At 66.1% G+C, this 22,635-nt stretch carries 15 protein-coding genes; 11 read left to right on the top strand and 4 right to left on the bottom strand.

Going from position 1 to position 22,635, the window contains the following annotated elements; genetic code table 11:
• Positions 1-92: 92 nt before the first annotated feature.
• The 4 genes from smc to AvAM_RS01410 all read right to left on the bottom strand — a co-directional run bounded on the left by smc (position 93) and on the right by AvAM_RS01410 (position 9,873).
• Positions 93-3,617: a chromosome segregation protein SMC gene (gene smc / locus AvAM_RS01425; protein ID WP_137745391.1), complete on the bottom strand. Its 3,525-nt coding sequence runs from the start codon at positions 3,615-3,617 to the stop codon at positions 93-95.
• 261 nt (positions 3,618-3,878) lie between these two features.
• The gene (locus tag AvAM_RS01420; RefSeq protein WP_137745390.1) at positions 3,879-4,952 is read right to left on the bottom strand and encodes a sensor domain-containing diguanylate cyclase; all 1,074 of its coding nucleotides are present in this window, start codon (positions 4,950-4,952) and stop codon (positions 3,879-3,881) included.
• A gap of 131 nt (positions 4,953-5,083) precedes the next feature.
• A complete protein-coding gene (locus AvAM_RS01415) occupies positions 5,084-8,101 on the bottom strand; it encodes an EAL domain-containing protein (RefSeq protein ID WP_249367864.1) in 3,018 nt (1,005 codons plus the stop codon).
• Positions 8,102-8,412: 311 nt separating this feature from the next.
• A complete protein-coding gene (locus tag AvAM_RS01410) occupies positions 8,413-9,873 on the bottom strand; it encodes a short-chain fatty acyl-CoA regulator family protein (RefSeq protein WP_137745389.1) in 1,461 nt (486 codons plus the stop codon).
• Positions 9,874-9,996: 123 nt separating this feature from the next.
• Between AvAM_RS01410 and AvAM_RS01405 the strand changes: the two genes are divergently transcribed.
• The 11 genes from AvAM_RS01405 to AvAM_RS01355 form a co-directional block, all read left to right on the top strand.
• Positions 9,997-10,395 (top strand): acyl-CoA thioesterase, encoded by a 399-nt coding sequence (locus tag AvAM_RS01405; RefSeq protein WP_137745388.1) that lies wholly within the window; start codon positions 9,997-9,999, stop codon positions 10,393-10,395.
• On the top strand, positions 10,392-11,555 hold the full coding sequence (prpC, locus tag AvAM_RS01400; protein ID WP_137745387.1) for a 2-methylcitrate synthase: 1,164 nt from the start codon (positions 10,392-10,394) through the stop codon (positions 11,553-11,555). Before AvAM_RS01405 ends, prpC begins: the two co-directional genes overlap by 4 nt.
• 178 nt (positions 11,556-11,733) lie before the next feature.
• A complete protein-coding gene (gene acnD / locus AvAM_RS01395; RefSeq protein ID WP_249367899.1) occupies positions 11,734-14,412 on the top strand; it encodes a Fe/S-dependent 2-methylisocitrate dehydratase AcnD in 2,679 nt (892 codons plus the stop codon).
• 71 nt (positions 14,413-14,483) lie between these two features.
• Entirely contained in the window at positions 14,484-14,867 is a 384-nt protein-coding gene (locus tag AvAM_RS01390; protein WP_137745386.1) for an endonuclease domain-containing protein, read from the top strand.
• Positions 14,864-16,063 carry a 2-methylaconitate cis-trans isomerase PrpF gene (gene prpF / locus AvAM_RS01385; RefSeq protein ID WP_137745385.1) on the top strand — a complete coding sequence of 400 codons (1,200 nt, stop codon included), beginning with the start codon at positions 14,864-14,866 and terminating at the stop codon, positions 16,061-16,063. Before AvAM_RS01390 ends, prpF begins: the two co-directional genes overlap by 4 nt.
• A gap of 68 nt (positions 16,064-16,131) precedes the next feature.
• A complete protein-coding gene (locus AvAM_RS01380; RefSeq protein ID WP_137745384.1) occupies positions 16,132-16,992 on the top strand; it encodes an oxaloacetate decarboxylase in 861 nt (286 codons plus the stop codon).
• A 158-nt stretch (positions 16,993-17,150) separates the two neighbouring features.
• A complete protein-coding gene (locus tag AvAM_RS01375) occupies positions 17,151-18,512 on the top strand; it encodes a GGDEF domain-containing protein (protein WP_137745383.1) in 1,362 nt (453 codons plus the stop codon).
• Positions 18,513-18,617: 105 nt separating this feature from the next.
• Positions 18,618-19,085, top strand: coding sequence for a CopD family protein (locus tag AvAM_RS01370; protein WP_137745382.1), 468 nt, complete (start codon positions 18,618-18,620; stop codon positions 19,083-19,085).
• A 124-nt stretch (positions 19,086-19,209) separates the two neighbouring features.
• Positions 19,210-21,066 (top strand): ABC transporter ATP-binding protein, encoded by a 1,857-nt coding sequence (locus AvAM_RS01365; protein WP_137745381.1) that lies wholly within the window; start codon positions 19,210-19,212, stop codon positions 21,064-21,066.
• Between the two features lie 101 nt (positions 21,067-21,167).
• Positions 21,168-21,521 carry an EthD family reductase gene (locus AvAM_RS01360; RefSeq protein ID WP_137745380.1) on the top strand — a complete coding sequence of 118 codons (354 nt, stop codon included), beginning with the start codon at positions 21,168-21,170 and terminating at the stop codon, positions 21,519-21,521.
• Between the two features lie 88 nt (positions 21,522-21,609).
• Positions 21,610-22,635, top strand: a 1,026-nt coding sequence (locus AvAM_RS01355; protein WP_137745379.1) for a DUF4158 domain-containing protein, incomplete at its 3' end; no start/stop codon positions are given.

Below are 22,635 nucleotides of genomic sequence, written 5' to 3'. Positions count from 1 at the left end.
GGCCCGTGCGAGGGACGCCAAGCGAGGGCCGCCCCGCAGCGAGGGCGTCGTCCCCTTGAGGGGGAAGGCGCGAAGCGGCTCAGGGGGCAAGCTCATACATCCACCATCGACAAAGCGGACTCCATGTCCACCGCCACGATGCGCGACACGCCCTGCTCCTGCATGGTCACGCCGATCAGTTGCTCGGCCATTTCCATCGCGATCTTGTTGTGGCTGATGAACAGGAACTGCGTGCCCTTGCTCATGCTGGACACCAGCTTGGCATAACGCTCGGTGTTGGCGTCGTCCAGCGGCGCGTCCACCTCGTCCAGCAGGCAGAACGGCGCGGGGTTGAGCTGGAAGATGGCAAACACCAGCGCAATGGCGGTGAGCGCCTTCTCGCCACCCGACAGCAGGTGGATGGTCTGGTTCTTCTTGCCGGGCGGCTGTGCCATCACCTGCACGCCGGAGTCGAGGATTTCGTCGCCGGTGATGATGAGCTTGGCCTGGCCGCCACCAAACAGCTCGGGGAACATGCGGCCAAAGTGCGCGTTCACGGTATCGAAGGTGCCTGAGAGCAGCTGGCGCGTTTCGCCGTCGATCTTGCGGATCGCGTCTTCCAGCGTGTTCATGGCCTCGGTCAGGTCGGCGGTCTGCGCATCGAGGAACACCTTGCGCTCGCTGGCCAGCTTGAGTTCATCCAGCGCAGCCAGGTTGACGGCACCGAGTGCGGCGATTTCGCGGTGCAGGCGGTCGATTTCGCTTTGCAGGCCGCCCACACGCACATTGCCCTCCTCGATGGAGCGCGCAACGGCGTCCAGGTCGGCCTGGGCGTCCTGCAGCAAGGTGGTGTACTGCTCCAGGCCCAGGCGTGCGGCCTGTTCCTTGAGCTGGAACTCGGTGATGCGCGCGCGCAGCGGGTCGAGGGCGCGCTCCAGCTGCATGCGGCGCTCGTCGCTGGCGCGCAGCTTGGTGGTCAGGTCGTCGTATTCGCTGCGCTGGGCACCCAGGGCCTTTTCGCGCTCCATCTTCACGTCCAGGGCGGCCTGCAGCCCCCCCTGGGCCGCAGCGTCGGACAGGCGGGCGAGTTCGTCTCGGGCGCGCTGCTCCTCGTCAGCCAGGGCCTTGGCCTGCTGCGTGGCGGTTTCGATGGAGCGGTTCAATTCAGCACGGCGCGCCTCCAGGCTGCGCTGCGAGAACGTGGCCTCTTGCGCCTGGCGCTCCAGCGTGCGCTGCTGCTCGCGGCAGGCGGTGAGCTTGCGCTCGGCCTCGATCACCTTGTCGCCCAGCTGCGCCTCGCGCTCCTGGCTGTCGGCCAGTTGCATGTCCAGCTCTTCAAAGCGCGACTCGGCGGCCACGCGGCGTTCCTGCAGGTCGGCCAGCTGGGCCTCGACCTCGGCCAGGTCGCCGTCGATTTGCTGGCTGCGCGCGCGGGTCTGCTCGGCCAGCTGCGAAAGGCGCAGGGTTTCGACCTGCAGCTCGTGCGCGCGGCTCTGGGCCTCGGTGGCTTCGCGGCGTGCGGACACCAGACGCTGCGAGGCATCGGCATAAGCCGCCTCGGCGCGGACCAGTGCGGTGCGCGACTCTTCGGCAATCAGGGCCTGAGCGCGCAGCTCCTTTTCAAGGTGCTCGATCTCCTGCGCGCGGGCCAGCAGGCCCGATTGCTCGGAGTCCTGCGCATAAAAACTCACGCTGTGGGCGCTGACTGCATGGCCCGTGGGCACGTAAACCACTTCACCGGGCTGCAGCTGGCTGCGGCGGGCCAGGGCTTCATCGAGCGTGGGGGCGGTGGTGCAGCCCCGCAGCCAGTCGGTGAGCACGGCACGCAGGCCGGCATCGTTCAGGCGCAGCAGGTCGGACAGACGCTGGTGCTGGGACGGGGTTTCGGCTTGGCCTGCAGCCGGGGCGCTGTAGAAGGCCAGGCGCGCGGGGGGCGCATCGGTGCCGCCCGATCCCAGAAAGCCGCGCACCATGTCCAGGCGCCCGACTTCGAGTGCGCCCAGGCGCTCGCGCAGCGCGGCTTCAAGTGCGTTCTCCCAGCCTGGTTCGATGTGGATGCGGCTCCACAGGCCTTGCAGGCTGTCGAGGCCGTGCTTGGCGAGCCAGGGGCGCAGCTTGCCGTCGGTCTTGACCTTTTCCTGCAGCGCCTTGAGCGCCTCCATGCGGGCAGACAGCTCGGCCTGGCGCGCGCTTTCGCTGTTCACGGCCTGCTGGCGGGTGCGGCGGTCGTCGTCGAGCTGAGGTACGGACTCCTGCAGCTCGTGCAGGCGGGCCTCGGTGGTTTCGGCGATTTCCTGCGCTTCATCGAGCTGCTCGCGCAGGTTGGTCAGGCGGGCTTCGTCGGGTGCGGCCAGTGCATTGCGGTCGGTGCGCAGGCGCTCAAAGCGGGCATCGAGCTGACGGCTTTGCTCGTCAAAGCTGCGCTGCTCGGCGGCCAGCACACCAATCTGCTGCTGCACCTGCACCACGCTGCTGCGCTGTTCGGCCGTGCGGCTTTGGGCCTGGCGCAGGGCGTCTTCCAGGTCGGGCAGCTGCATGGCCTGCTCTTCCACCTGGGCGGCCAGCAGTTCGGCGCGCTCTTCGGCGTCCACACCGGCCCCGACCAGGTTTTCCAGCTCCACGTCGGCGTCTTCCTTGCGGGCTTGCCACTGGGCGATCTGCTCTGCCAGCTGCACCAGGCGCTGCTCCACGCGCTGGCGGCCCTCGACCACGTAGCGGATCTCGGCTTCGAGCTTGCCGACTTCGGCCGTGGCTTCGTACAGCTTGCCCTGGGCCTGGTTGACCTGGTCACCGGCGGCATAGTGGGCCTGGCGGATGGTTTCGAGGTCGGACTCGACCGCGCGCAGGTCGGCCATGCGCGATTCCAGATCGTTCACGGCCTGCAGGCCATCGAGGCGCACCTTGGTCTGGTCGGCCTCGGCGTCGGCCCGCTTCAGGAACCACAGCTGGTGCTGCTTGAGCGTGGCATCGGAGTTCAGCGCGTTGTATTTGGCGGCGACTTCGGCCTGTTTTTCGAGTTTTTCGAGGTTGGCGTTCAGCTCGCGCAGGATATCTTCGACGCGCGTGAGGTTCTCGCGCGTGTCCGAGAGGCGGTTTTCGGTCTCGCGGCGGCGCTCTTTGTATTTGGAGACACCCGCGGCTTCTTCGAGGAACAGGCGCAGCTCCTCGGGGCGGCTTTCGATGATGCGGCTGATGGTGCCCTGGCCGATGATGGCGTAGGCGCGGGGCCCCAGGCCCGTGCCCAGGAACACGTCCTGCACGTCGCGGCGGCGCACGGGCTGGTTGTTGAGGTAGTAGCTGCTGGTGCCGTCGCGCGTGAGCACGCGGCGCACGGCCACTTCGCCGTACTGGCTCCACTGGCCGCCCGCACGGTGGTCGGAGTTGTCGAACACCAGCTCCACACTCGCGCGGCTGGCCTGCTTGCGCGTGGTGGTGCCGCTGAAGATCACGTCCTGCATGCTCTCGCCGCGCAGCTCGCTGGCCTTGCTCTCGCCCAGCACCCAGCGCACCGCGTCCATGATGTTGGACTTGCCGCAGCCATTCGGCCCCACCACGCCCACCAACTGGCCGGGCAGCATGAAGTTGGTGGGTTCAGCGAACGACTTGAAACCGGAAAGCTTTATGGAGGTAAGACGCACGGATCAGATGGCGGATAAATGCAGAAGAGACGCGGCGGTCAACCAGGGCGCCGGTGTGCAGTCCCGGCATGAAACACACCGGCAGGGCCGGGTGTAGGCAAGGCCAGAATGATACCGCGCCGCCTACCCGCCCCTGGGGGCCAAGCACCGCTGAGGTCGCCAGCAGGCACGCCATTATCAGAATTTCAGACAAATCGGCCTTGTGCGCCTTTGCAATATGGGTTTATTGCTATCAATTTTGATATTCAAAGACCGCCGCTATCAGGGCAACACACACACCTGGTTACGCCCACCCGACTTGGCCTTGAAAAGGGCCTCGTCCGCGCGAGCCACGGCCTGCGGCAGGTGCTGCAGCGCAGGGATCTCGCAAGCGCCGATGGACACTGTGAGCTGCTCGGGCTCGGTGATGCCCTCCACGGCGCGGCGCAGTTTTTCGGCCACCTTCAGCGCGTCGGGCAGCGCAGTCTGAGGCAGACAGACAAGAAACTCCTCACCGCCCCAGCGAATGATCTCGTCGCCGCGCCGCAGGGCAACGGTCAGCACCCGGGCCACTGCCTGCAGGGCCTTGTCGCCGGCGTCGTGGCCAAAGCGGTCATTGATGCTCTTGAAACGGTCCAGGTCCATGAGCAGGATGGACGAAGCGGGCTCGAAGAGGGAGGCACGGTACACGCGCCGGTCGACCAGGTCCACCGCGTGGCGGTTGAGCAGCCCGGTAAGCGCATCGTGGTAGGCGGCGCGCTGCAGCTCCTGGCGCTCGGCGGCCACGGTCATGAGCGAGCCAAACAGCTCGGCCAGCCCCGCAAACAGGCTCTCGCCGACTTCGTCAAAGTAGCCATCACGGTCGGCATAAAGTACAAAGATGCCGCTGTAGCCATTGAAGGTGGAGGCAATGGGCAAGGCCAGCACGTGGTGAATGCCGTGGTGGCGCGCCGCCTCGCGCCAGGGACCAAACAAGGAGAGCTGCGACACCGAGAAAGGGCCAGCGGACTTGCCCTCCAGCGTGGTGAAGGCAGGGCCAATCCGGGTGAGCAGGTTGCGCTCGATGGTCAACGACTCGGCATAGGTGGCCGCCGGGCCTGCGTACACCTGCGGGCGGATGGTCTGCGTGTCGGTCGGGCCAAACCAGGTCCAGGCCAGACGGATGTGGCTGGTGACATCGACGATGGCCTGGCAGACCCCACGGATGATCTCCAGCTCGCTGCGTCCCAGGATCAGCTTGGCCGAGCGCTTGAGAAGCATCTCTGCGATCACCGATCGCTCGTGCTGCGCGTCAAAGCCCTGGGTGGATGGAACCAGGGCGGCGGTCGCAAGCGGAGAAGACTTCTTGAAAAACATGGTGGGGGCGGCAGTGCAGCGCCGGCATCATAGGTGGCGCTGCCAGCCTGCGGGTGGAAAGGGTCTCCGGCGGTGTTTTGGCACCTCCGCAGCGACCGCCTCCATGCGCACTCGGGGCAAGCCCAGTGCCATCAGGCCATCCCATCCAGGGGGGCATTGGTGCGGCGGACCAGTTCCTCGAACGCAGCCACTGGCAGCGGGGGGCTTAGCAGGTAGCCTTGCCAGGCGTGACAGTGGTGCCGCTCCAGAAACTCGCGCTGCGCCTCGGTTTCCACGCCTTCAGCGATCACGCGCAAGCCCAGGCTGGTGCCAAGGGCCACCACGGTGCGGGCAATGGCGGCGTCGTTGGGGTCAGTGAGCACGTCGCGCACAAAGCTCTGGTCGATCTTGAGCTGGTCCAGCGGCAGGCGCTTGAGGTAGCTCAGCGACGAATACCCGGTGCCGAAGTCGTCCAGCGAAAAGCCCACGCCGTAGCCCTTGAGCTGGCCCATCTTGTCGATGGTGTCTTCCACATCCTCCAGCAGCAGGCCTTCGGTCATCTCCAGCTTGAGCTGGCGGCCGTCGACCCCGGCGCCGGCCAGGGCGGCCAGTACCTGGGCCACAAAACCGCTCTGGTGGAACTGGCGCGGGCTCACGTTGACGGCCAGGCTCAGGGGCGCCAGCGCGGGCTGCAGCGACCACGACGCCAGGCGCTTGCAAGCCGTTTTCAGCACCCATTCGCCCAGCGGCAGGATGAGCCCGGTTTCTTCGGCCAGCGGAATGAAATGGGCGGGTGACACGAACCCATCTCGCGGGTGGCGCCAGCGCAGCAGGGCCTCGGCGCCAATGATGCGGCCGTGGTCGATCTGCGGTTGGTAGTACAGCTCGAACTGCCCCTGGGCCAGGCCGGTGCGCATGTCCAGCTCCAGCGCGGCACGCGCGCTCACGGCGGCCTGCATCTTGGGGTCGTAGAAACGCAAGGTGTCGCGGCCCGCGTCCTTGGCCTGGTAGAGCGCCAGGTCCGCGCGCTTGAGCAGCTCGTCCGCCGTCTCGCGCATGCCGCTGAACACTGCCACGCCCATGCTCAGCGAGCTGTGGTGCGTGTCGCCATCGAGCTGGTAAGGCTCGCGCAGCACGGACAGGATGCGCTGGCCCACTTCTTCGCCGCGCGCGGCGGCCTCTTCGGGGCTGCCCCCGAGGTCTTCCAGCACCACCACAAACTCGTCGCCGCCCTGGCGGGCCACGGTGTCGTCCTCGTGCACACAGCCGCGCAGGCGGTGTGCCACCTGCGAAAGCAAGGCATCGCCCCGGTCATGGCCCCGGGTTTCGTTGAGGGTCTTGAAGTTGTCCAGGTCCAGCATCAGCAGCGCACCGCTGCGGTGATGGCGTGCGCTTGTGGCCAGCGCCTGCTGCAGGCGGTCCATCAACAGGCGCCGGTTGGGCAGGCGGGTGAGCGGGTCGTAGTACGCCAGGGTGTTGATCTCTTCCTCCGCGGCCTTGTGCTGGCTCAGGTCCTGCATGGTGATCAGGCGCCCGCCCTCCACAAAGATGCCGGAGATCTCCACCGGCTTGAGCTTGCCGTCGGCGCAGCGGATGGTGTACTCGGCGGCGGGGATCACGCCCTGGTTTCGGGCATCGATCAGCTTTTGCCGGATGGCATCGCGCTCCGCAGCGTCCGGGTAGGCGCGCTGCCACCAGGTGTTGACGTCGGGGACTTCTTCCTGGGTGTAGCCGCAGATCTGCACATACCGTTCGTTGCGGAAGCTGATGAGGCCGTCGTCCTGCACCACACACAGGCCCATGGGCAGGCGCTCCAGGATGCTGCGCAGGCGCTGTTCGTTGGCGCGCAGGGTTTCTTCCATGCGCTTGCGCGAGGTGATGTCCTGCACCACGGCGATGTGGTGGCCGGTGATCCACATGGACGACACGGTGAGGTCGCCCCAGACCACATGCCCGTCCTTGTGGATGTAGCGTTTTTCCAGGCGGTATTCGGGCAACTCACCACTCTTGAGGCGCCGCACCTGAGCCATGTCGGCAGCCAGGTCGTCGGGGTGCGTGAGGCTCTGGAAGGTCTTGCCCACCATCTCGTCCACGCTGTAGCCCAGGATGTCGGCATAGCGCTGGTTCAGGCGCAGGAACTGCCCGGTGTCGGAGTCCACCTGGGCCACGCCCACGGTGGCCTGGTTGAACAGCGCGCGAAAACGCTCCTCGCTCTCGCGCCGCGCCGCATCGGACACCTGGGCGCGCACCAGCGCCAGCGTGCGCTGGCGCACTAGCAGCCCCACCGTGGACGCCAGCAGCAGCGACACCAGCACCCCGGCCAGCCCCGCCAGCAGCGGCAGCCGCGCCTCGGGCGGCGCCAGGAACGAGCGTGTGGGGTAGAACGTGAGCTGCCAGCGCCGGTCGTGCACCACCAGATCGCGCACCAGGGGCTGGGCGCCGAGCAGGCCGGGCGCGGTCTGCTCCAGCAACTGGCGCACGGTGGTCTCGTTCGAACCCGTGCGCACCGGGCCCTGGTCGGTCATGGCCACGGCAATGCCATTCAAGAACCCCTGGCTGCCCAGGCCCTGCACCAGGTCGTACACCCGCAGCGTAGAGGCCACGGCCCCCACAAAACGCTGCTCGGCTGTGCCCGCCGTGGGGTCGAACACCGGCACGCGGATCACGATGCCCTGGCGGTACTTTTCTTCCTGGATCAGGTCGAACGGCGCCGACACCACGGTCTGCCCGCTGTCGCGGCTGTAGCGCATGGCCGCCAGATTGGTGGGCTGGGCGCTGATGTCCAGGCCCAGCACCCCTTCGTTGCCCACCATCGGCCACAGGTACTCGGCCACAAAGTATTCGGCGCGCTCGCCCGGCGGGTGGATTTTGAAATCAGGGAACCCATCAGGCGAGAGCGAGGTGTCCGCCCGCACACGGGCTTCGTAGGCCTCGCGTTCCGGCCCCGGCACCCAGCGCGTGAACGACAGGTTGCGCACCCCGGGGTAGCGCTGGCCCACCTCCATCTCGCTGGCAGCGCGCTCGAAGTCCAGGCGCGACAGGTGCGGGTTGGCGGTGAACAAGCCACGCAGGCCATTGACGACCTCGGTATGCCCCGCAATGCGCTGGCTCAGTGCGTCGGAGAAGGCCCGCGTCTCCTGCGTGAAGCGGGCATCGTTGATTTGTGCCATCGAATCCGCCTGGTGCCTGCCCAGCCAGAGGCTCAGCCCCAACCCCAACACGGCCACGGCCAAGCCATACAGCCAATGCCTATAGCGGCCTGGTGCGGGCGATGCAACCGAAGGGGAAGAACCCAGGAGATTCAGAAAAGTGCCTTTGAGATGCCTGGCCGGTACATGCCCCGGCCCAATGGAAAGTGCGCAGGATAGCGGCAATCCCGGCCCAGCGGGACCAACATTTTGTTACGGCGCATTTTTCAAGAAAAAAGTGCTGCTGCCGCAACACTGTCATGCCTTGCAAGCTATGAAATGATGAGCGTTTTTCATGACCGGGCAGTCACGGCGGGCCCTGTGGCCACCGGGTAAGGCGCAAACCGGCTGCGGTTCTCGTTCACGTCCAGCGCGCGCCCGATGGGCGGAAACGCGCGCTGCGGGCAGGCATCGCGCTCGCACACCTTGCAGCCCATGCCGATTGGCACGGCGGCCTCGGGGTTGGCGAGATGGAGCCCCCGGGAATACACCAATTGCGGCGCATGGCGGATGTCGCAGCCCAGCGCCACCGAGAACTCCTTGCCCGGCACACCCCAACCGCCCCCGCTGCGCGACACGGTGCGCGCCACCCACAGGTAAGCCCGCCCGTCCGGCATGCGCGCCACCTGCGGCACGATGCGGCCTGGCTGGGCAAAGGCCTCGTACACGTTCCACAGTGGGCAGGTACCACCAATCTTGCTGAAGTGAAAGTGGGTGGCCGACTGCCGCTTGCTGATGTTGCCCGCCCGATCCACGCGGATGAAGAAGAACGGCACCCCCCGCGCGCTGGGCCGCTGCAGGGTGGACAGGCGGTGGCACACGGTCTCGAAGCCCACGCCAAACTGCTGGCCCAGCCGGTCAATGTCGTAGTGGTGGGCCTCGGCCGCCTGCAAAAAGGCGGTGTAGGGCAACACCAGCGCCCCCGCAAAGTAGTTGGCTAGGCCAATGCGCGCCAGCGCGCGGGCCTGGTCGCTGGACAAACAAGCACCAGCGGCCAGGCGTTGCAGCTCGGCGCCCTGCTCCAGAAACGCCAACTGCGTCGCCATCTGAAACGCCCGCTGCCCCCGCTCCAGCCCCGCCGCCAGTTGCAGCACGCCGGTGTCGGCCTGGAACACGCGCTGCGCCTGCCCCGGCAGGTCGGCCACGTCCACCACCCGCACGCCATGGGCGGCCAGCAGGCGCTGGGCCAGCGCCTCGTCCGCACGACCGGGCAGCAGGCCCCAGTCGGCGGCGCACTGCTCGGCCGCGTCGTCCAGCTCGGCAATGTGGTTCTGGCGTGCAAAGAAGAAGTCGCGCACTTCTTCATAGGCCATGGGTGGGTGGTGGGCCATGGCGCCCTCCCCGCCCCGGTCGTTGCCCAGGGCGGCCAGGCGTTCGAGCGCCTGGCGGTGCCGCTGGTGCAGCGCGAGCAGTGTGCGCGCCACGGCGGGCATGCCGGCGGCCAGCTCGCGGATTTCGGCGAGCGACACAGCATCGCCCGCGCCCTCCCCGCCCACACCTGCGGGCAGGTCGGCCAGCACCTCGCGCAGGCCGGTGATGAGGCGCGCCTCGTCGTCGTCGGAGAACCGCTGCACATCCACGCCGAACACGGCGTTGATCTTGAGCAGCACGGGCACGGTGAGCGGGCGCTGGTTCTGCTCCAGCTGGTTCAAGTAGCTGGCCGACAGGTCCAGCGCACGCGCCAGCGCCACCTGGGTCATGCCACGCTCTTCGCGCAGGCGGCGCAGGCGCACGCCCATGAAGGTTTTTTTCATCGCTTCTTTCGCAGTGGAGTGGCGGTATTCATTCGCAAATTTTGCAAATCGCAAACACTGCCTTCGCAATCATTCGCCAATTCAGCCCTTACAGAGAGGTCCATTGTGCGTAAATTGCGAAGCATGACAACCCCTCACGGCACCGTCGAGCTGACGGAAATCGTCTTCCCCGCCGAAGCCAACCACTACGGCACGCTGTTTGGCGGCAACGCCCTGCAGCTCATGGCCAAGGCGGCGTTTCTGGCGGCACGCGGTGCCGCAGCGCGCGACGTGGTGATGGCGGGCGTGACCGATGTGCGTTTTCTGGCCCCCGTGCCCGTGGGCCATGTGCTCACGCTGCGCGCCTGGGTCAGCCGCATGGGCCGCAGCTCGCTCACCGTGTGCGTGAACGGCTTGGCCGCCACGCTGGGCTCGCCGCCAGAGGCCGTGCTGCAAGGGGTTTTCGACATGGTGGCCGTGGACGCCAAAGGCCGCCCCACGCCCATCGCCAACGCCTATCTGAACCCGGAGGAGACCCCATGACCACCCCCACCACCGTTGAAACCCCGGGCTTCAAGCCCAAGAAATCCGTGGCCCTGTCGGGCGTGACAGCGGGCAACACCGCCCTGTGCACCGTGGGCCGCACGGGCAACGACCTGCACTACCGGGGCTACGACATCCTGGACATTGCCGAGGTCTGCGAGTTTGAAGAGATTGCCCACCTGCTGGTGCACGGCAAGCTGCCCACACGCGCCGAGCTGCGTGCCTACAAGGCCAAGCTCAAGGCCCTGCGCGGCCTGCCGCTGTCGGTCAAGCAGGCGCTGGAGCAACTGCCCGCCGCCAGCCACCCCATGGACGTGATGCGCACGGGGGTCTCTGCCCTGGGCTGTGCGCTGCCCGAAAAGGACGACCACAACCTGCCGGGCGCACGCGACATTGCCGACCGGTTGATGGCATCACTGGGCTCCATGCTGCTCTACTGGCACCACTGGGCCAGCTCGGGCCGACGCATCGAGGTGGAGACGGACGACGACTCCATCGGTGCACACTTTTTGCACCTGCTGCATGGCACAGCACCCAGCGCGGCCTGGGAGCGTGCGATGCACACCTCGCTCAACCTGTACGCCGAGCACGAATTCAACGCCAGCACCTTCACCGCCCGCGTGGTGGCCGGCACGGGCAGCGACATGTATTCGGCCATCACCGGCGCCATCGGCGCGCTGCGCGGCCCCAAGCATGGCGGCGCGAACGAGGTGGCCTTCGAGATCCAGAAGCGTTACGACAGCCCCGACCAGGCCGAGGCCGACATCCGCCGCCGCGTGGAGGCCAAGGAGGTCGTGATCGGCTTCGGCCACCCGGTCTACACGGTGAGCGACCCGCGCAACGTCGTCATCAAGGGCGTGGCGCGCAGCCTGTCGCACGAGGCGGGCAGCACCAAGATGTTCGACATTGCCGAGCGGCTGGAATCGGTGATGTGGGATGTGAAAAAGATGTTCCCCAACCTCGACTGGTTCAGCGCCGTGAGCTACCACATGATGGGTGTGCCCACCGCCATGTTCACGCCGCTGTTCGTCATTGCACGCACCAGCGGCTGGGCAGCGCACATCATCGAGCAGCGCATCGACAACAAGATCATCCGGCCGAGCGCGAACTACACCGGGCCGGAAGACCTGGTGTTTGTGCCCATCGAAAACCGCGTTTGAAGCCCACGCCCCCTGCCCCTTTCTTCCTCCCTCTCCCCTCGCGGGAGAGGGCCGGGGAGAGGGGGTGAACCAGCGCAGCGTCACCTTGCAAACGCCCCCTCTCCCCCAGCCCCTCTCCCGCGAGGGGAGAGGGGAGTGAACCGCCGGACGCCAAAATATTCAGCCACCCCAGCCCATGATGAACACCCTGTTTCGCCGCCCCTTGCCGGGCACCGATCTTGACTACTTCGACGCCCGCGCCGCTGTCGAAGCCCTGCAGCCCGGCGCCTGGACCACCCTGCCCTACACCGCCCGCGTGCACGCCGAGAACATCGTGCGCCGCGCCGACCCGGCCACTATCGATGACTGCCTGCGCCAGCTCATCGAACGCAAGCGCGACCGCGACTTCCCCTGGTACCCCGCGCGCGTGGTGTGCCACGACATCCTGGGCCAGACGGCGCTGGTGGACCTGGCGGGCCTGCGCGATGCGATTGCCAAGGAGGGCGGCGACCCGGCCCAGGTGAACCCCGTGGTGCCGGTTCAGCTCATCGTGGACCATTCGCTAGCCGTGGAATGTGGCGGGTTCGACCCCGATGCGTTTGCCAAGAACCGCGCCATTGAAGACCGCCGCAATGAAGACCGCTTTCACTTCATCGAGTGGACGAAAAAGGCCTTTGCCAACGTGGATGTGATCCCGGCGGGGAACGGGATCATGCACCAGATCAATCTGGAAAAGATGTCGCCCGTGGTCCATGCCGACCAGGGCGTGGCCTACCCCGACACCTGCGTGGGCACCGACAGCCACACGCCGCATGTGGATGCGCTGGGCGTGATCGCCATCGGCGTGGGCGGCCTGGAGGCCGAGAACGTGATGCTGGGCCGCGCATCGATGATGCGGCTGCCCGAGATCGTGGGCGTGGAGCTGACCGGCCAGCGCCAGGACGGCATCACCGCCACCGATGTGGTGCTGGCGCTCACCGAGTTTTTGCGCAAGGCAAAGGTGGTGGGCGCCTACCTGGAGTTCTTTGGTGAGGGCGCCGCCAGGCTCACCATTGGCGACCGCGCCACCATCTCCAACATGGCGCCGGAATATGGCGCCACGGCGGCGCTGTTCAGCATCGATGAGCAGACGCTGGACTACCTGCGGCTGACCGGCCGCGAGGCCAGCCAAGTGAAGCTGGTCGAGACCTATGCAAAAGCCGCTGGCTTGTGGGCGGATGCGCTCAACGGCGCCATGTACGACCGCACCCTGCGCTTTGACCTGTCTACCGTGGTGCGCAACCTGGCTGGCCCCTCCAACCCACATGCGCGCGTGGCCACGTCCGACCTGGCCTCCCGGGGCATTGCAGGCCCCTGGGCTATGCCCTCGCCGGGCGAAGGCACGATGCCCGATGGAGCCGTGGTCATCGCCGCCATCACCAGCTGCACCAACACCAGCAACCCGCGCAACGTGATCGCGGCCGCGCTGCTGGCGCGCAACGCGCACCGGCTGGGCCTCACGCGCAAGCCCTGGGTCAAGACCTCGCTCGCGCCGGGCTCCCGGGCGGTGGAGCTTTACCTGAAAGAAGCCGGTCTGCTGGCCGACCTGGAGGCGCTGGGTTTTGGCATCGTGGCCTTTGCCTGCACCACCTGCAACGGCATGAGCGGTGCGCTGGACCCTGCGATCCAGCAGGAGATCATCGACCGCGACCTGTACGCCACCGCCGTGCTCTCAGGTAACCGTAACTTTGACGGGCGCATCCACCCGTACGCCAAACAGGCGTTTCTGGCCTCGCCCCCCTTGGTGGTGGCCTACGCCATTGCGGGAACGGTGCGGTTTGATATCGAAAAGGATGTGCTGGCGGTGGTGGATGGCAACCCCATCCGGCTCAAGGACCTGTGGCCCAGCGATGCAGAAATCGACGCTGTGGTGAAGGCTGCCGTACAACCCGCACACTACCGCGCCGTGTACGAGCCCATGTTTGCCCTGCGGCAGGACGATGGCCCGCGCGTGTCACCCCAGTACGACTGGCGGCCACAGTCCACCTACATCCGCCGCCCGCCCTATTGGGACACCGAGGGCATTGGCGCGCTGGCCGCGCACCCGCGCACGCTGCAGGGCATGCGCCCGCTGGCCATCCTGCCCGACAACATCACCACCGACCACCTCTCGCCCTCCAACGCCATCCTGCCTGGCAGCGCAGCGGGCGAGTACCTGGCGCGCATGGGCGTGCCGGAGGAGGACTTCAACTCCTACGCCACGCACCGGGGCGACCACCTCACCGCCCTGCGCGCCACGTTTGCCAACCCGCAACTGGTCAACGAGATGGCCGTGGTCGATGGCAAGGTCCAGAAAGGCTCGCTGGCCCGCGTGGAGCCCGAGGGCCAGGTGATGCGCATGTGGGAGGCCATCGAAACCTATCTGCACCGCCGCCAGCCCCTCATCATCATTGCGGGCGCCGACTACGGCCAGGGCTCCAGCCGCGACTGGGCCGCCAAGGGCGTGCGGCTGGCGGGGGTGGAGGTGGTGGTGGCCGAGGGCTTTGAGCGCATCCACCGTACCAACCTCATTGGGATGGGGGTGCTACCGCTGGAGTTTGGGGCGGGGGTGAGCCGCACCACGCTGCAACTCAATGGCACAGAGGTCTATGGCGTGGAGGGGAATCTGAAGCCGGGGGCGATGATGACCCTGGTTGTGCAACGTAAATCGGGTGAGGTCGTCAGAGTGCCCTTGCGATGTCGGCTGGACACGGCAGAAGAAGTGTCGGTTTACGAGGCGGGTGGTGTACTGCAGCGTTTTGCACAGGATTTTCTGGCGGCTCGGGCGGCGGCAGCCCCCTCTCCCCAACCCCTCTCCCGCGAGGGGAGAGGGGGCTCGTGCAGGATGAGCGCGGAATGACAATGGCTGCAATTTGTCTTGCTCCCCTCGCCCCTTGCGGGAGAGGGGCCGGGGGAGAGGGGCCCCCACCCATGGACCGACGTCAGTTCACCAAATCCCTGCGCCAGAACATGACCAACGCCGAACAGTTGCTCTGGCGGCACCTGCGCGCCCACCGCATGGACGGCCAGAAGTTCCGCCGCCAACAACCCATCGGCCCCTACATCGTGGACTTCGTTCATTTCGGCCTGCGACTGATCGTGGAGGCAGACGGCGGGCAGCATGTGGATTCAGAGCACGATGCCACCCGCGATGCCTGGTTGCGCAGCCAGGGCTTTACCCTGCTGCGCTTTTGGAACAACGACATCCTGCACAACACAGACGCAGTGCTGGAAAGCATTTGGAACACCGTGCATGCGGGCACCCCCTCTCCCCCGGCCCCTCTCCCGCGAGGGGCGAGGGGAGTCACACCATGAACAAACACCCTTCTCAAATCAAAGTACCTGCCACCTACCTGCGCGGCGGCACCAGCAAAGGCGTGTTCTTCTGCCTTGACGACCTGCCTGCACCGGCCCAGCAACCCGGCCCCGCGCGCGACGCTCTGCTGCTGCGCGTGCTGGGCAGCCCCGACCCGTATGGCAAGCAAATCGACGGCATGGGCAATGCGTCGTCGAGCACCAGCAAGGCAGTGATCCTGTCGCGCAGCACGCGGCCGGGGCACGACGTTGACTACCTGTTTGGCCAGGTGTCCATCGACCAGCCCTTTGTGGACTGGAGTGGCAACTGCGGCAACCTCTCGGCGGCGGTGGGGCCCTGCGCCATCCACATGGGGCTGATCGATGCGGCGAGCCTTCCGCAGGACGGCACCTTCCCCGTCCGCATCTGGCAGGCCAACATCGGCAAGACCATCGTGGCGCATGTGCCCATGGCCCACGGACAGGTGCAGGAGACGGGCGACTTCGAGCTGGACGGCGTGACTTTTGCAGCCGCCGAGGTGGCACTGGAGTTCATGGACCCGGCGGACGATGGCGACGCAGGGGGCGCCATGTTCCCCACCGGGAATGTGGTGGACACCTTGGAGGTCCCCGGCGTCGGCAGCTTCGCCGCCACGCTGATCAACTCGGGCATCCCCACCATTTTTCTCAACGCACAGGAGCTGGGCTACACCGGCACCGAGCCGCAAGGCGCGATCAATGGCGATGCGGCGGCAATCGCGCGCTTCGAGGCCATCCGCGCCCACGGCGCCTTGCGCATGGGGCTGATCCATGCACTGGGCGAGGCCGCCACCCGCCAACACACGCCCAAGATCGCGTTCGTTGCGCCGCCTGCGAGCTACACAGCCTCCAGCGGCAAAACCATTGACGCCAAAGACATCGACCTGCTGGTGCGCGCGCTCTCCATGGGCCAGTTGCACCACGCCATGATGGGCACGGCGGCGGTGGCCATTGGCACGGCGGCAGCCATCCCCGGCACGCTGGTCAACCTCGCGGCAGGCGGTGGCGTGCGCAGCAGCGTGCGGTTTGGCCATCCCTCGGGCACCCTGCGCGTGGGAGCCGAGGCTGCGCAAATCAAGGGCCAGTGGAAGGTGACCAAGGCCCTGATGAGCCGCAGCGCACGCATCCTGATGGAGGGTTGGGTGAGGGTGCCCGGCGAATTTTCTAAGAATTTTTAGCCTCTTACGCCTGTCCATCATGCCTTTATAGCTATCAAAAATATAGCAAATCAATTCTCCAGCAATTCATGAACACCAAACAACAACTCAAAGCCCTGGCCCAGGCCCGTCGGGGCGTCATCGTGCCGGGCGCGTTCAACGCCCTCTCGGCCCGCGTAGTAGCCGACTTGGGCTTTGAAGCCCTCTACGTAACCGGCGCGGGCGTGACCAACATGTGGTTCGGCCTGCCTGACCAGGCCTTCATGGGCCTCACCGACATTGCCGACCACACGGCGCGCATCCGCGACGCGGTAGAGCTGCCGCTCATCGTCGATGCAGACACCGGCTTTGGCAACGCGCTCAACACTTACCACGCGGTGCGTGTGCTGGAGCGCGCGGGGGCGGATTGCATCCAGCTCGAAGACCAGGTCAGCCCCAAGCGCTGTGGGCACTTCAACGGCAAAGAGGTGATCAGCACCGATGAAATGCTGGGCAAGATCAAGGCCGCCGTGGATGCGCGCCGTGACGCGGGCACCCTCATCCTGGCCCGCACCGACGCCTGCGCCACACAAGGCTTCGAGGCGGCGGTGGAGCGTGCCCGGCGCTTTGAGGAGGCTGGCGCCGATATCCTGTTTGTCGAAGCCGTCACCACGCTGGACGAGATCCGCGCCCTGCCCCAGCGGCTGGCAGCGCCCCAGCTCATGAACATGGTGATCGGCGGCAAGACGCCCATCACCAGCGCCGACGAACTGGCCACTCTGGGCTATGGCTTGGTGCTCTACGCCAACGCGGCGCTGCAGGGCGCAGTGGCGGGCATGCAAAAGGCGCTCACGGTGCTGCGCGACAACCAGCGCATCGACGAAGACCCCGCCCTGGTGGCACCTTTTGCCGAGCGCCAGCGGCTGGTGCGCAAGACCGAGTGGGATGCGCTAGAAGCCAGGTACACCTGAGATCCGGCGCCTGTGCCCTGTCTCCAACGGGACGGGGACGGCACGGCAGGCGGGATGGGGCGTATTTGTTTATCCACACAGCGCCACAAAAGCGGCGACAAACGCAATGCGCGCGGCACAATGGGTGTTCTCTTCCCTGCACCTTGCACGCGCCGCCCATGCACAGCATTCCTTCTTTGAACGTGGTGGACCTGATGCTCGATGCCGTCTGCCTCGTCAATGCAGACAGCACCATCGTTTTTGTGAGCCCCGCGTTTGAACGCATTTTTGGCTACCGCCCCGAAGAAGTTGTTGGCAAGCGCATGCTGGACATGGTTCACCCCGATGACCTCGCCATCACCCAGCGCCAGGCCAGGAGCGTGACCGAAGGCAACCTGCAGCTGCAGTTCGAGAACCGCTACCTGCGCAAGGACGGCACCATTGCCCACATCCGCTGGACGGCCCGCTGGCTGCCCGAGCAGCAGGTGCGGCTGGCCGTGGCGCACGACATCACCGAGCGCCGCCTCACCGAATCCATGCAGGCCGTGATCTATGCGATCTCCGAGGCGGCCCACACCACACAGAACCTGCAGGCGCTGTTCCAGCACATCCACCAGATCATCGGGCGGCTGCTGCCCGCCACCAACTTCGCGGTGGCGCTGTACGACCCGCAGGCCGACTCGCTGAGCTTCCCCTACCACGTCAACGAGTCATTGCCTGCCCCCTCCCCCATGGCGCTGGCCCAAGATGCGCTGTGTGCCGAAGTCATCAGCAATGGCTGCACCTTGCTGCTGACCCCTGAGAACCGCACGGCCCACCCACCGCCCGCCCCGCAGCAGCGCCCGCCCCTGTACTGGCTGGGCGTGCCCCTGCAAACCCAGAAAGGCGCCATCGGTGCGCTGGTGCTGCAGAGCTACACCGAACAGGGCCGCTACACCGACAAGGACAAGGACCTGCTGCAGTTCGTCTCCACCCAGGTGGCTGCAGCCATCGAGCGCAAGCAGATGCACGAGCGCCTGGAGCACATGGCCCAGTACGACCAGCTCACCCACCTGCCCAACCGCCAGCTGTTTCTGGACCGCCTCAAGACCGCCCTGGCGAGGGCCCGGCGCGACCAGCGCCTGCTGTCGCTGCTGTTCATCGACCTGGACCGATTCAAAGACGTCAACGACACCCTGGGCCACGCCATGGGCGACCTGCTGCTGCAGCGCGTGGCGCAGCGCCTGCTCGAATGCGTGCGCGGCTCCGACACCGTGGCCCGCCTGGGGGGCGACGAGTTTGTGGTGCTGCTCGAAAGCGGCCTGGCGCGCGACCACGCCGCCACCGTGGCCGACAAGATCCTGTCGGCCTTTGCCCAACCGTTCGATCTGGAAGGCATTCGCCTGAACATCCAGCCCAGCATTGGCGTCGCCATCTACCCAGAACACGGGGGCGAGGAACACCACCTGCTGGGCCACGCCGACGAGGCCATGTACCTGTCGAAAAAAAGCGGCGGCAACCAGGTGCGGGTGGCGCAGCAGGCAGAGGCCCAGCCCCTCTGACGGGCAAGGCCAAGCACCCGCGCAGCAATTGTTCGCGGCACAATCCGGGCCCGCCCGCAGCAGGCGCTGCGGCCCCCGGCCCCCGCTCCCCCACAAGGTTCACCCATGCTCTACAACGCCCTCAAGCTCGCCCATGTCCTGTCCATCATCGTGTGGATCGGCGGCATGGTGTTTGCCCATTTCTTCCTGCGCCCAGCGGCGCAGTCGCTGGAGCCACCACAACGCCTGCGGTTGATGCATGACGTGCTGCAGCGTTTTCTGGGCGCGGTCAGCGTGGCGGTGGTGGTGGTGCTGGTCAGCGGGCTGTGGATGATCGGCAACGTCGCGCGGCAGGCGGCGCAATCAGGCGGAAGTTTTACGATGCCGCTGGACTGGACTGTCATGGCCACGCTGGGCATCTTGATGATGGCCATCTTCGGCCATATCCGCTTTGCGCTCTTTAGACGCCTGCAGCGGGCAGTGGCCGCATCCGACTGGCCTGCGGGCGGCCAGGCCATGGCCGCCATACGCCAATGGGTGGCTGTGAACCTGGGCCTGGGCGTGGCCATCGTGGTCGTTACCCTGCTGATGTAGCCCACGGCAACGCATTGCGCATGCTGGGGGCCACAGTGCACCCACTCCAGGCGCGGGCAAGTCGCTGCTGACACACCCTGGTCCTGCGGCTCCTCTACCATCGGGTAACAAGGAGCCTTGCTACGTGTTCAAGTATTTCGAAAGCCGCCTGCCCCCCTATCCCCCTGCCGAACCCCATCTGCCCCCGAAGGACTTCATGGCCTTTGTGTGGGACTGCACCCGTGGCCTGCGCGGCTACGTGGTCGCCATGGCGGCACTGTCTGCCGCCATTGCAGTGTTCGAGGCCCTGCTGTTTGCAGTGCTCGGCCACGTGGTCGATTGGCTGTCTTCCGTGGCGCCCCATGCGCTGTGGGCAGAGCGCAAAGGCTCCATCCTGGGCATTGTTGCGCTGCTGATGGGCACGCTGGTGCTGGTCTCCTGGCAGACCAGCCTCAAGCACCAGGTGCTGGCCATCAACTTCCCGCTGCGCCTGCGCTGGAACTTCCACCGTCTGATGCTGGGCCAGAGCATGGCGTTTTATGCCGACGAGTTCGCGGGCCGCATCACCACCAAGATCATGCAGACAGCCCTGGCCGTGCGCGACATGATCTTCACCACCACCGATGTGGTGATCGGCATGGGCATCTACCTCGTCACCATCCTTGTGCTGCTGGCGGGCTTCGATGCGCGGCTGATCGTGCCGTTTGCGCTCTGGATCGTGGCCTATGGCCTGGCCTGCTGGTACTTTGTGCCACGCCTGGGCAAGGTGGGCAAGGCGCAGGCCGACGCGCGCTCGGTGATGACTGGGCGCATCACCGATGCCTACACCAACATCGCCACCGTCAAGCTGTTCTCGCACACGCGGCGCGAATCCGAGTTTGCGCGCGCTGCCATGGATGCGTTCAAGCTCACCGGCTACGCACAGATGCGCCTCGTGAGCCTGTTCGAAATCGTGAACCAGGCCCTGGTGGTGGCGATGATCCTGGGCGCCTGCGGCACGGCGCTGTGGCTCTGGTCACTGGGCGAAGTGGGTGCAGGGGCGGTGGCCGCCGTCATTGCCATGACGCTGCGCGTATCGGGCCACGCCCACTGGGTGATGTGGGAGATGACCACGCTGTTCGAAAGCGTGGGCACCATCCAGGACGGCATCAACACGCTGACCAAGCCCCGCATGGTGGTCGATGTGCCCGATGCCAAGCCCCTGCAGGTCACCCACGGCGAGGTGCGCTTTGATAACGTGAGCTTTGCCTACGAGAGCCAGGGCGGCGCCTCGGGCAAGGGGCGCCCCGTCATCGATGCGCTGCAGCTCACCATCCGCCCCGGCGAAAAGATTGGCCTGATTGGACGCTCGGGCGCGGGCAAGTCCACGCTGGTCAACCTGCTGCTGCGTTTTCACGACGTGCACGCGGGCCGCATCCTCATCGACGGGCAGGACATCGCCCAGGTCACGCAAGACAGCCTGCGCCGCAACATCGGCATGGTCACGCAGGACACCTCGCTGCTGCACCGCTCCATGCGCGACAACATCCTCTACGGCCGCCCGGATGCGAGCGAGGAAGACATGCACGCCGCCGCCCGCCGCGCCGAGGCCGCCGAATTCATCGAAACCCTGAGCGACCTGCACGGCCGCTCCGGCTACGACGCCCAGGTGGGCGAGCGCGGCGTCAAGCTCTCGGGTGGCCAGCGCCAGCGCGTGGCCATTGCGCGCGTAATGCTGAAAGACGCGCCCATTCTGCTGCTGGACGAGGCCACCAGCGCGCTCGACTCCGAGGTCGAGGCCGCCATCCAGCAAAGCCTGGACGGCCTGATGGAGGGCAAGACCGTGATCGCCATCGCGCACCGCCTGTCCACCATTGCAGCGATGGACCGGCTCATCGTGCTGGACGCGGGCCGCATCATCGAAGAAGGCACCCACGCACAGCTGCTAGCCCAGGGCGGCGTGTATGCGCGGCTGTGGGGGCACCAGAGCGGCGGGTTCCTGGGCGAGTCAGACGAAGACTAAGCCCTGAGCCGCCTGGGTGACAGCCTGTCGCCCAGGCGGCTGTGCAGCGGATGCGGTGTCCTTACGGTGGAGGCTTTCAACAACCGGATGGGAGCACACCGATGATCAAAGTCACTGCCGTTTACCGCTGGCGCGAAGGCGCCACTTTCAACCACGACTACTACCACAGCGAGCACATGCGCATTGCCCGCGCGGCGCTGCAGCCCCTGGGCCTGGTGCGGCTGGAGAGCGACCGCGTGCTCTACCCCGGCGAGCCGCGTCCGGGCCAGGTGGTGGCGCTGACCAATGCGTTCTTCAGCGACCTGAAACAGGCCCAGGTGGCGGCCAGGCAGACCATGGCCGAGCTGTCGGCCGACATCCCCAACTACACCAACATCGTGCCCGAGTCGTACTTCGCCCAGATGGGGGTGATCTCACTTTCCGTGCAGAAAACCCGGTTAAGAGCTACGGGTTAACCCGCATTTTTTTATTGTCTGGAATTATCAGTAGCGAATACGTAGACTGCAGCAGGCTTGCGACCGCGCCAGCCACGGGAGGACCAGCTTGTCTAGCTACTACCTACGTTTCGTTGGCGCCGATACCCTGCCCAAATCGCTATCCAAGCGGGAAGTCGAAGAGTGTTTTGGGCTGAGTATCGAAGACATCCAGGAGCTGCGCCCGCCCCGGTTCAGAGGGACTGCACGCCTTGGCGCTGCAGTTCAACTGGTCATGCTGCGCGCTACGGGGCGGCACCCCGATGCCTTTTCAGGCATCCCCTCCGTCCTGCTGCGGTACCTGACCTCAGCGCTTGGCATGAACGCGACGGACATCGCATCGGTGACCTCGCTGTACAAGGACAAGGACACACGATACGAGCACCAGCTCTGGGCTCGGGAACGTGTTGGCTTCGCGGTAGTGGACGACGCCACAAAGCCGCTCCTGGCCGATGCTCTGGCTGAGCTTTCCGCCTCAGCGGTATCAGTCGATGACTTGATCCACCAGTCAGAACACTGGCTCTTTGATCGACGGCTTGTCCTGCCTGGTGACCGGACACTGCGCGACATGGCGCGGATGGCCTTCGCTGAACAGGAAAATGCCGCAATCGCTGCGATCCGCACCTGTGCGCCACCCAAACAGGTTCAGGCGGCTCTCTCGCACGCATTCTCAAAGCGATCAGGGCCCGGCGGTCACACAGTGCTGGAGTGGCTGCGCACACCCCCAGGGAAGCACGGGCAGCTCACGCTGAGCGAGGTCACCAAGAAAATCGAGTGCCTCAAGTCACTGCAAATTCACAAGTGGAAGCTGTCGGCGATTCCATTGAATCGTCTCAGGGCGTACAGCCAAGAGGTGATCAATCGTCCACCCTCCGCGACGAAGTTTCTCTCTGAGGATCAGCGCGATCTGCGCATCGTCTCTTTCCTGCATGTCACCCTCTTGGATCAGACCGATCTCGCCGCAGACATCGGTGCGCGATGTCTCACAGATCTTTATCACAAGGCTTCTGGCAAGGTCCTAAAGAAGCAGGCCGAAAGTGCTGTGGATCTGCGTGCTGAGCGCGTCAAGCTGAAGGACATTCTCTACGACACGCAG

Source organism: Acidovorax sp. NB1 (assembly GCF_005405905.1).
In the GTDB taxonomy this organism is placed as follows: domain Bacteria; phylum Pseudomonadota; class Gammaproteobacteria; order Burkholderiales; family Burkholderiaceae_C; genus Acidovorax.
The sequence above is the reverse complement of the archived record's forward strand: the minus strand, read 5'-3'. Positions and strand labels throughout refer to the sequence as shown.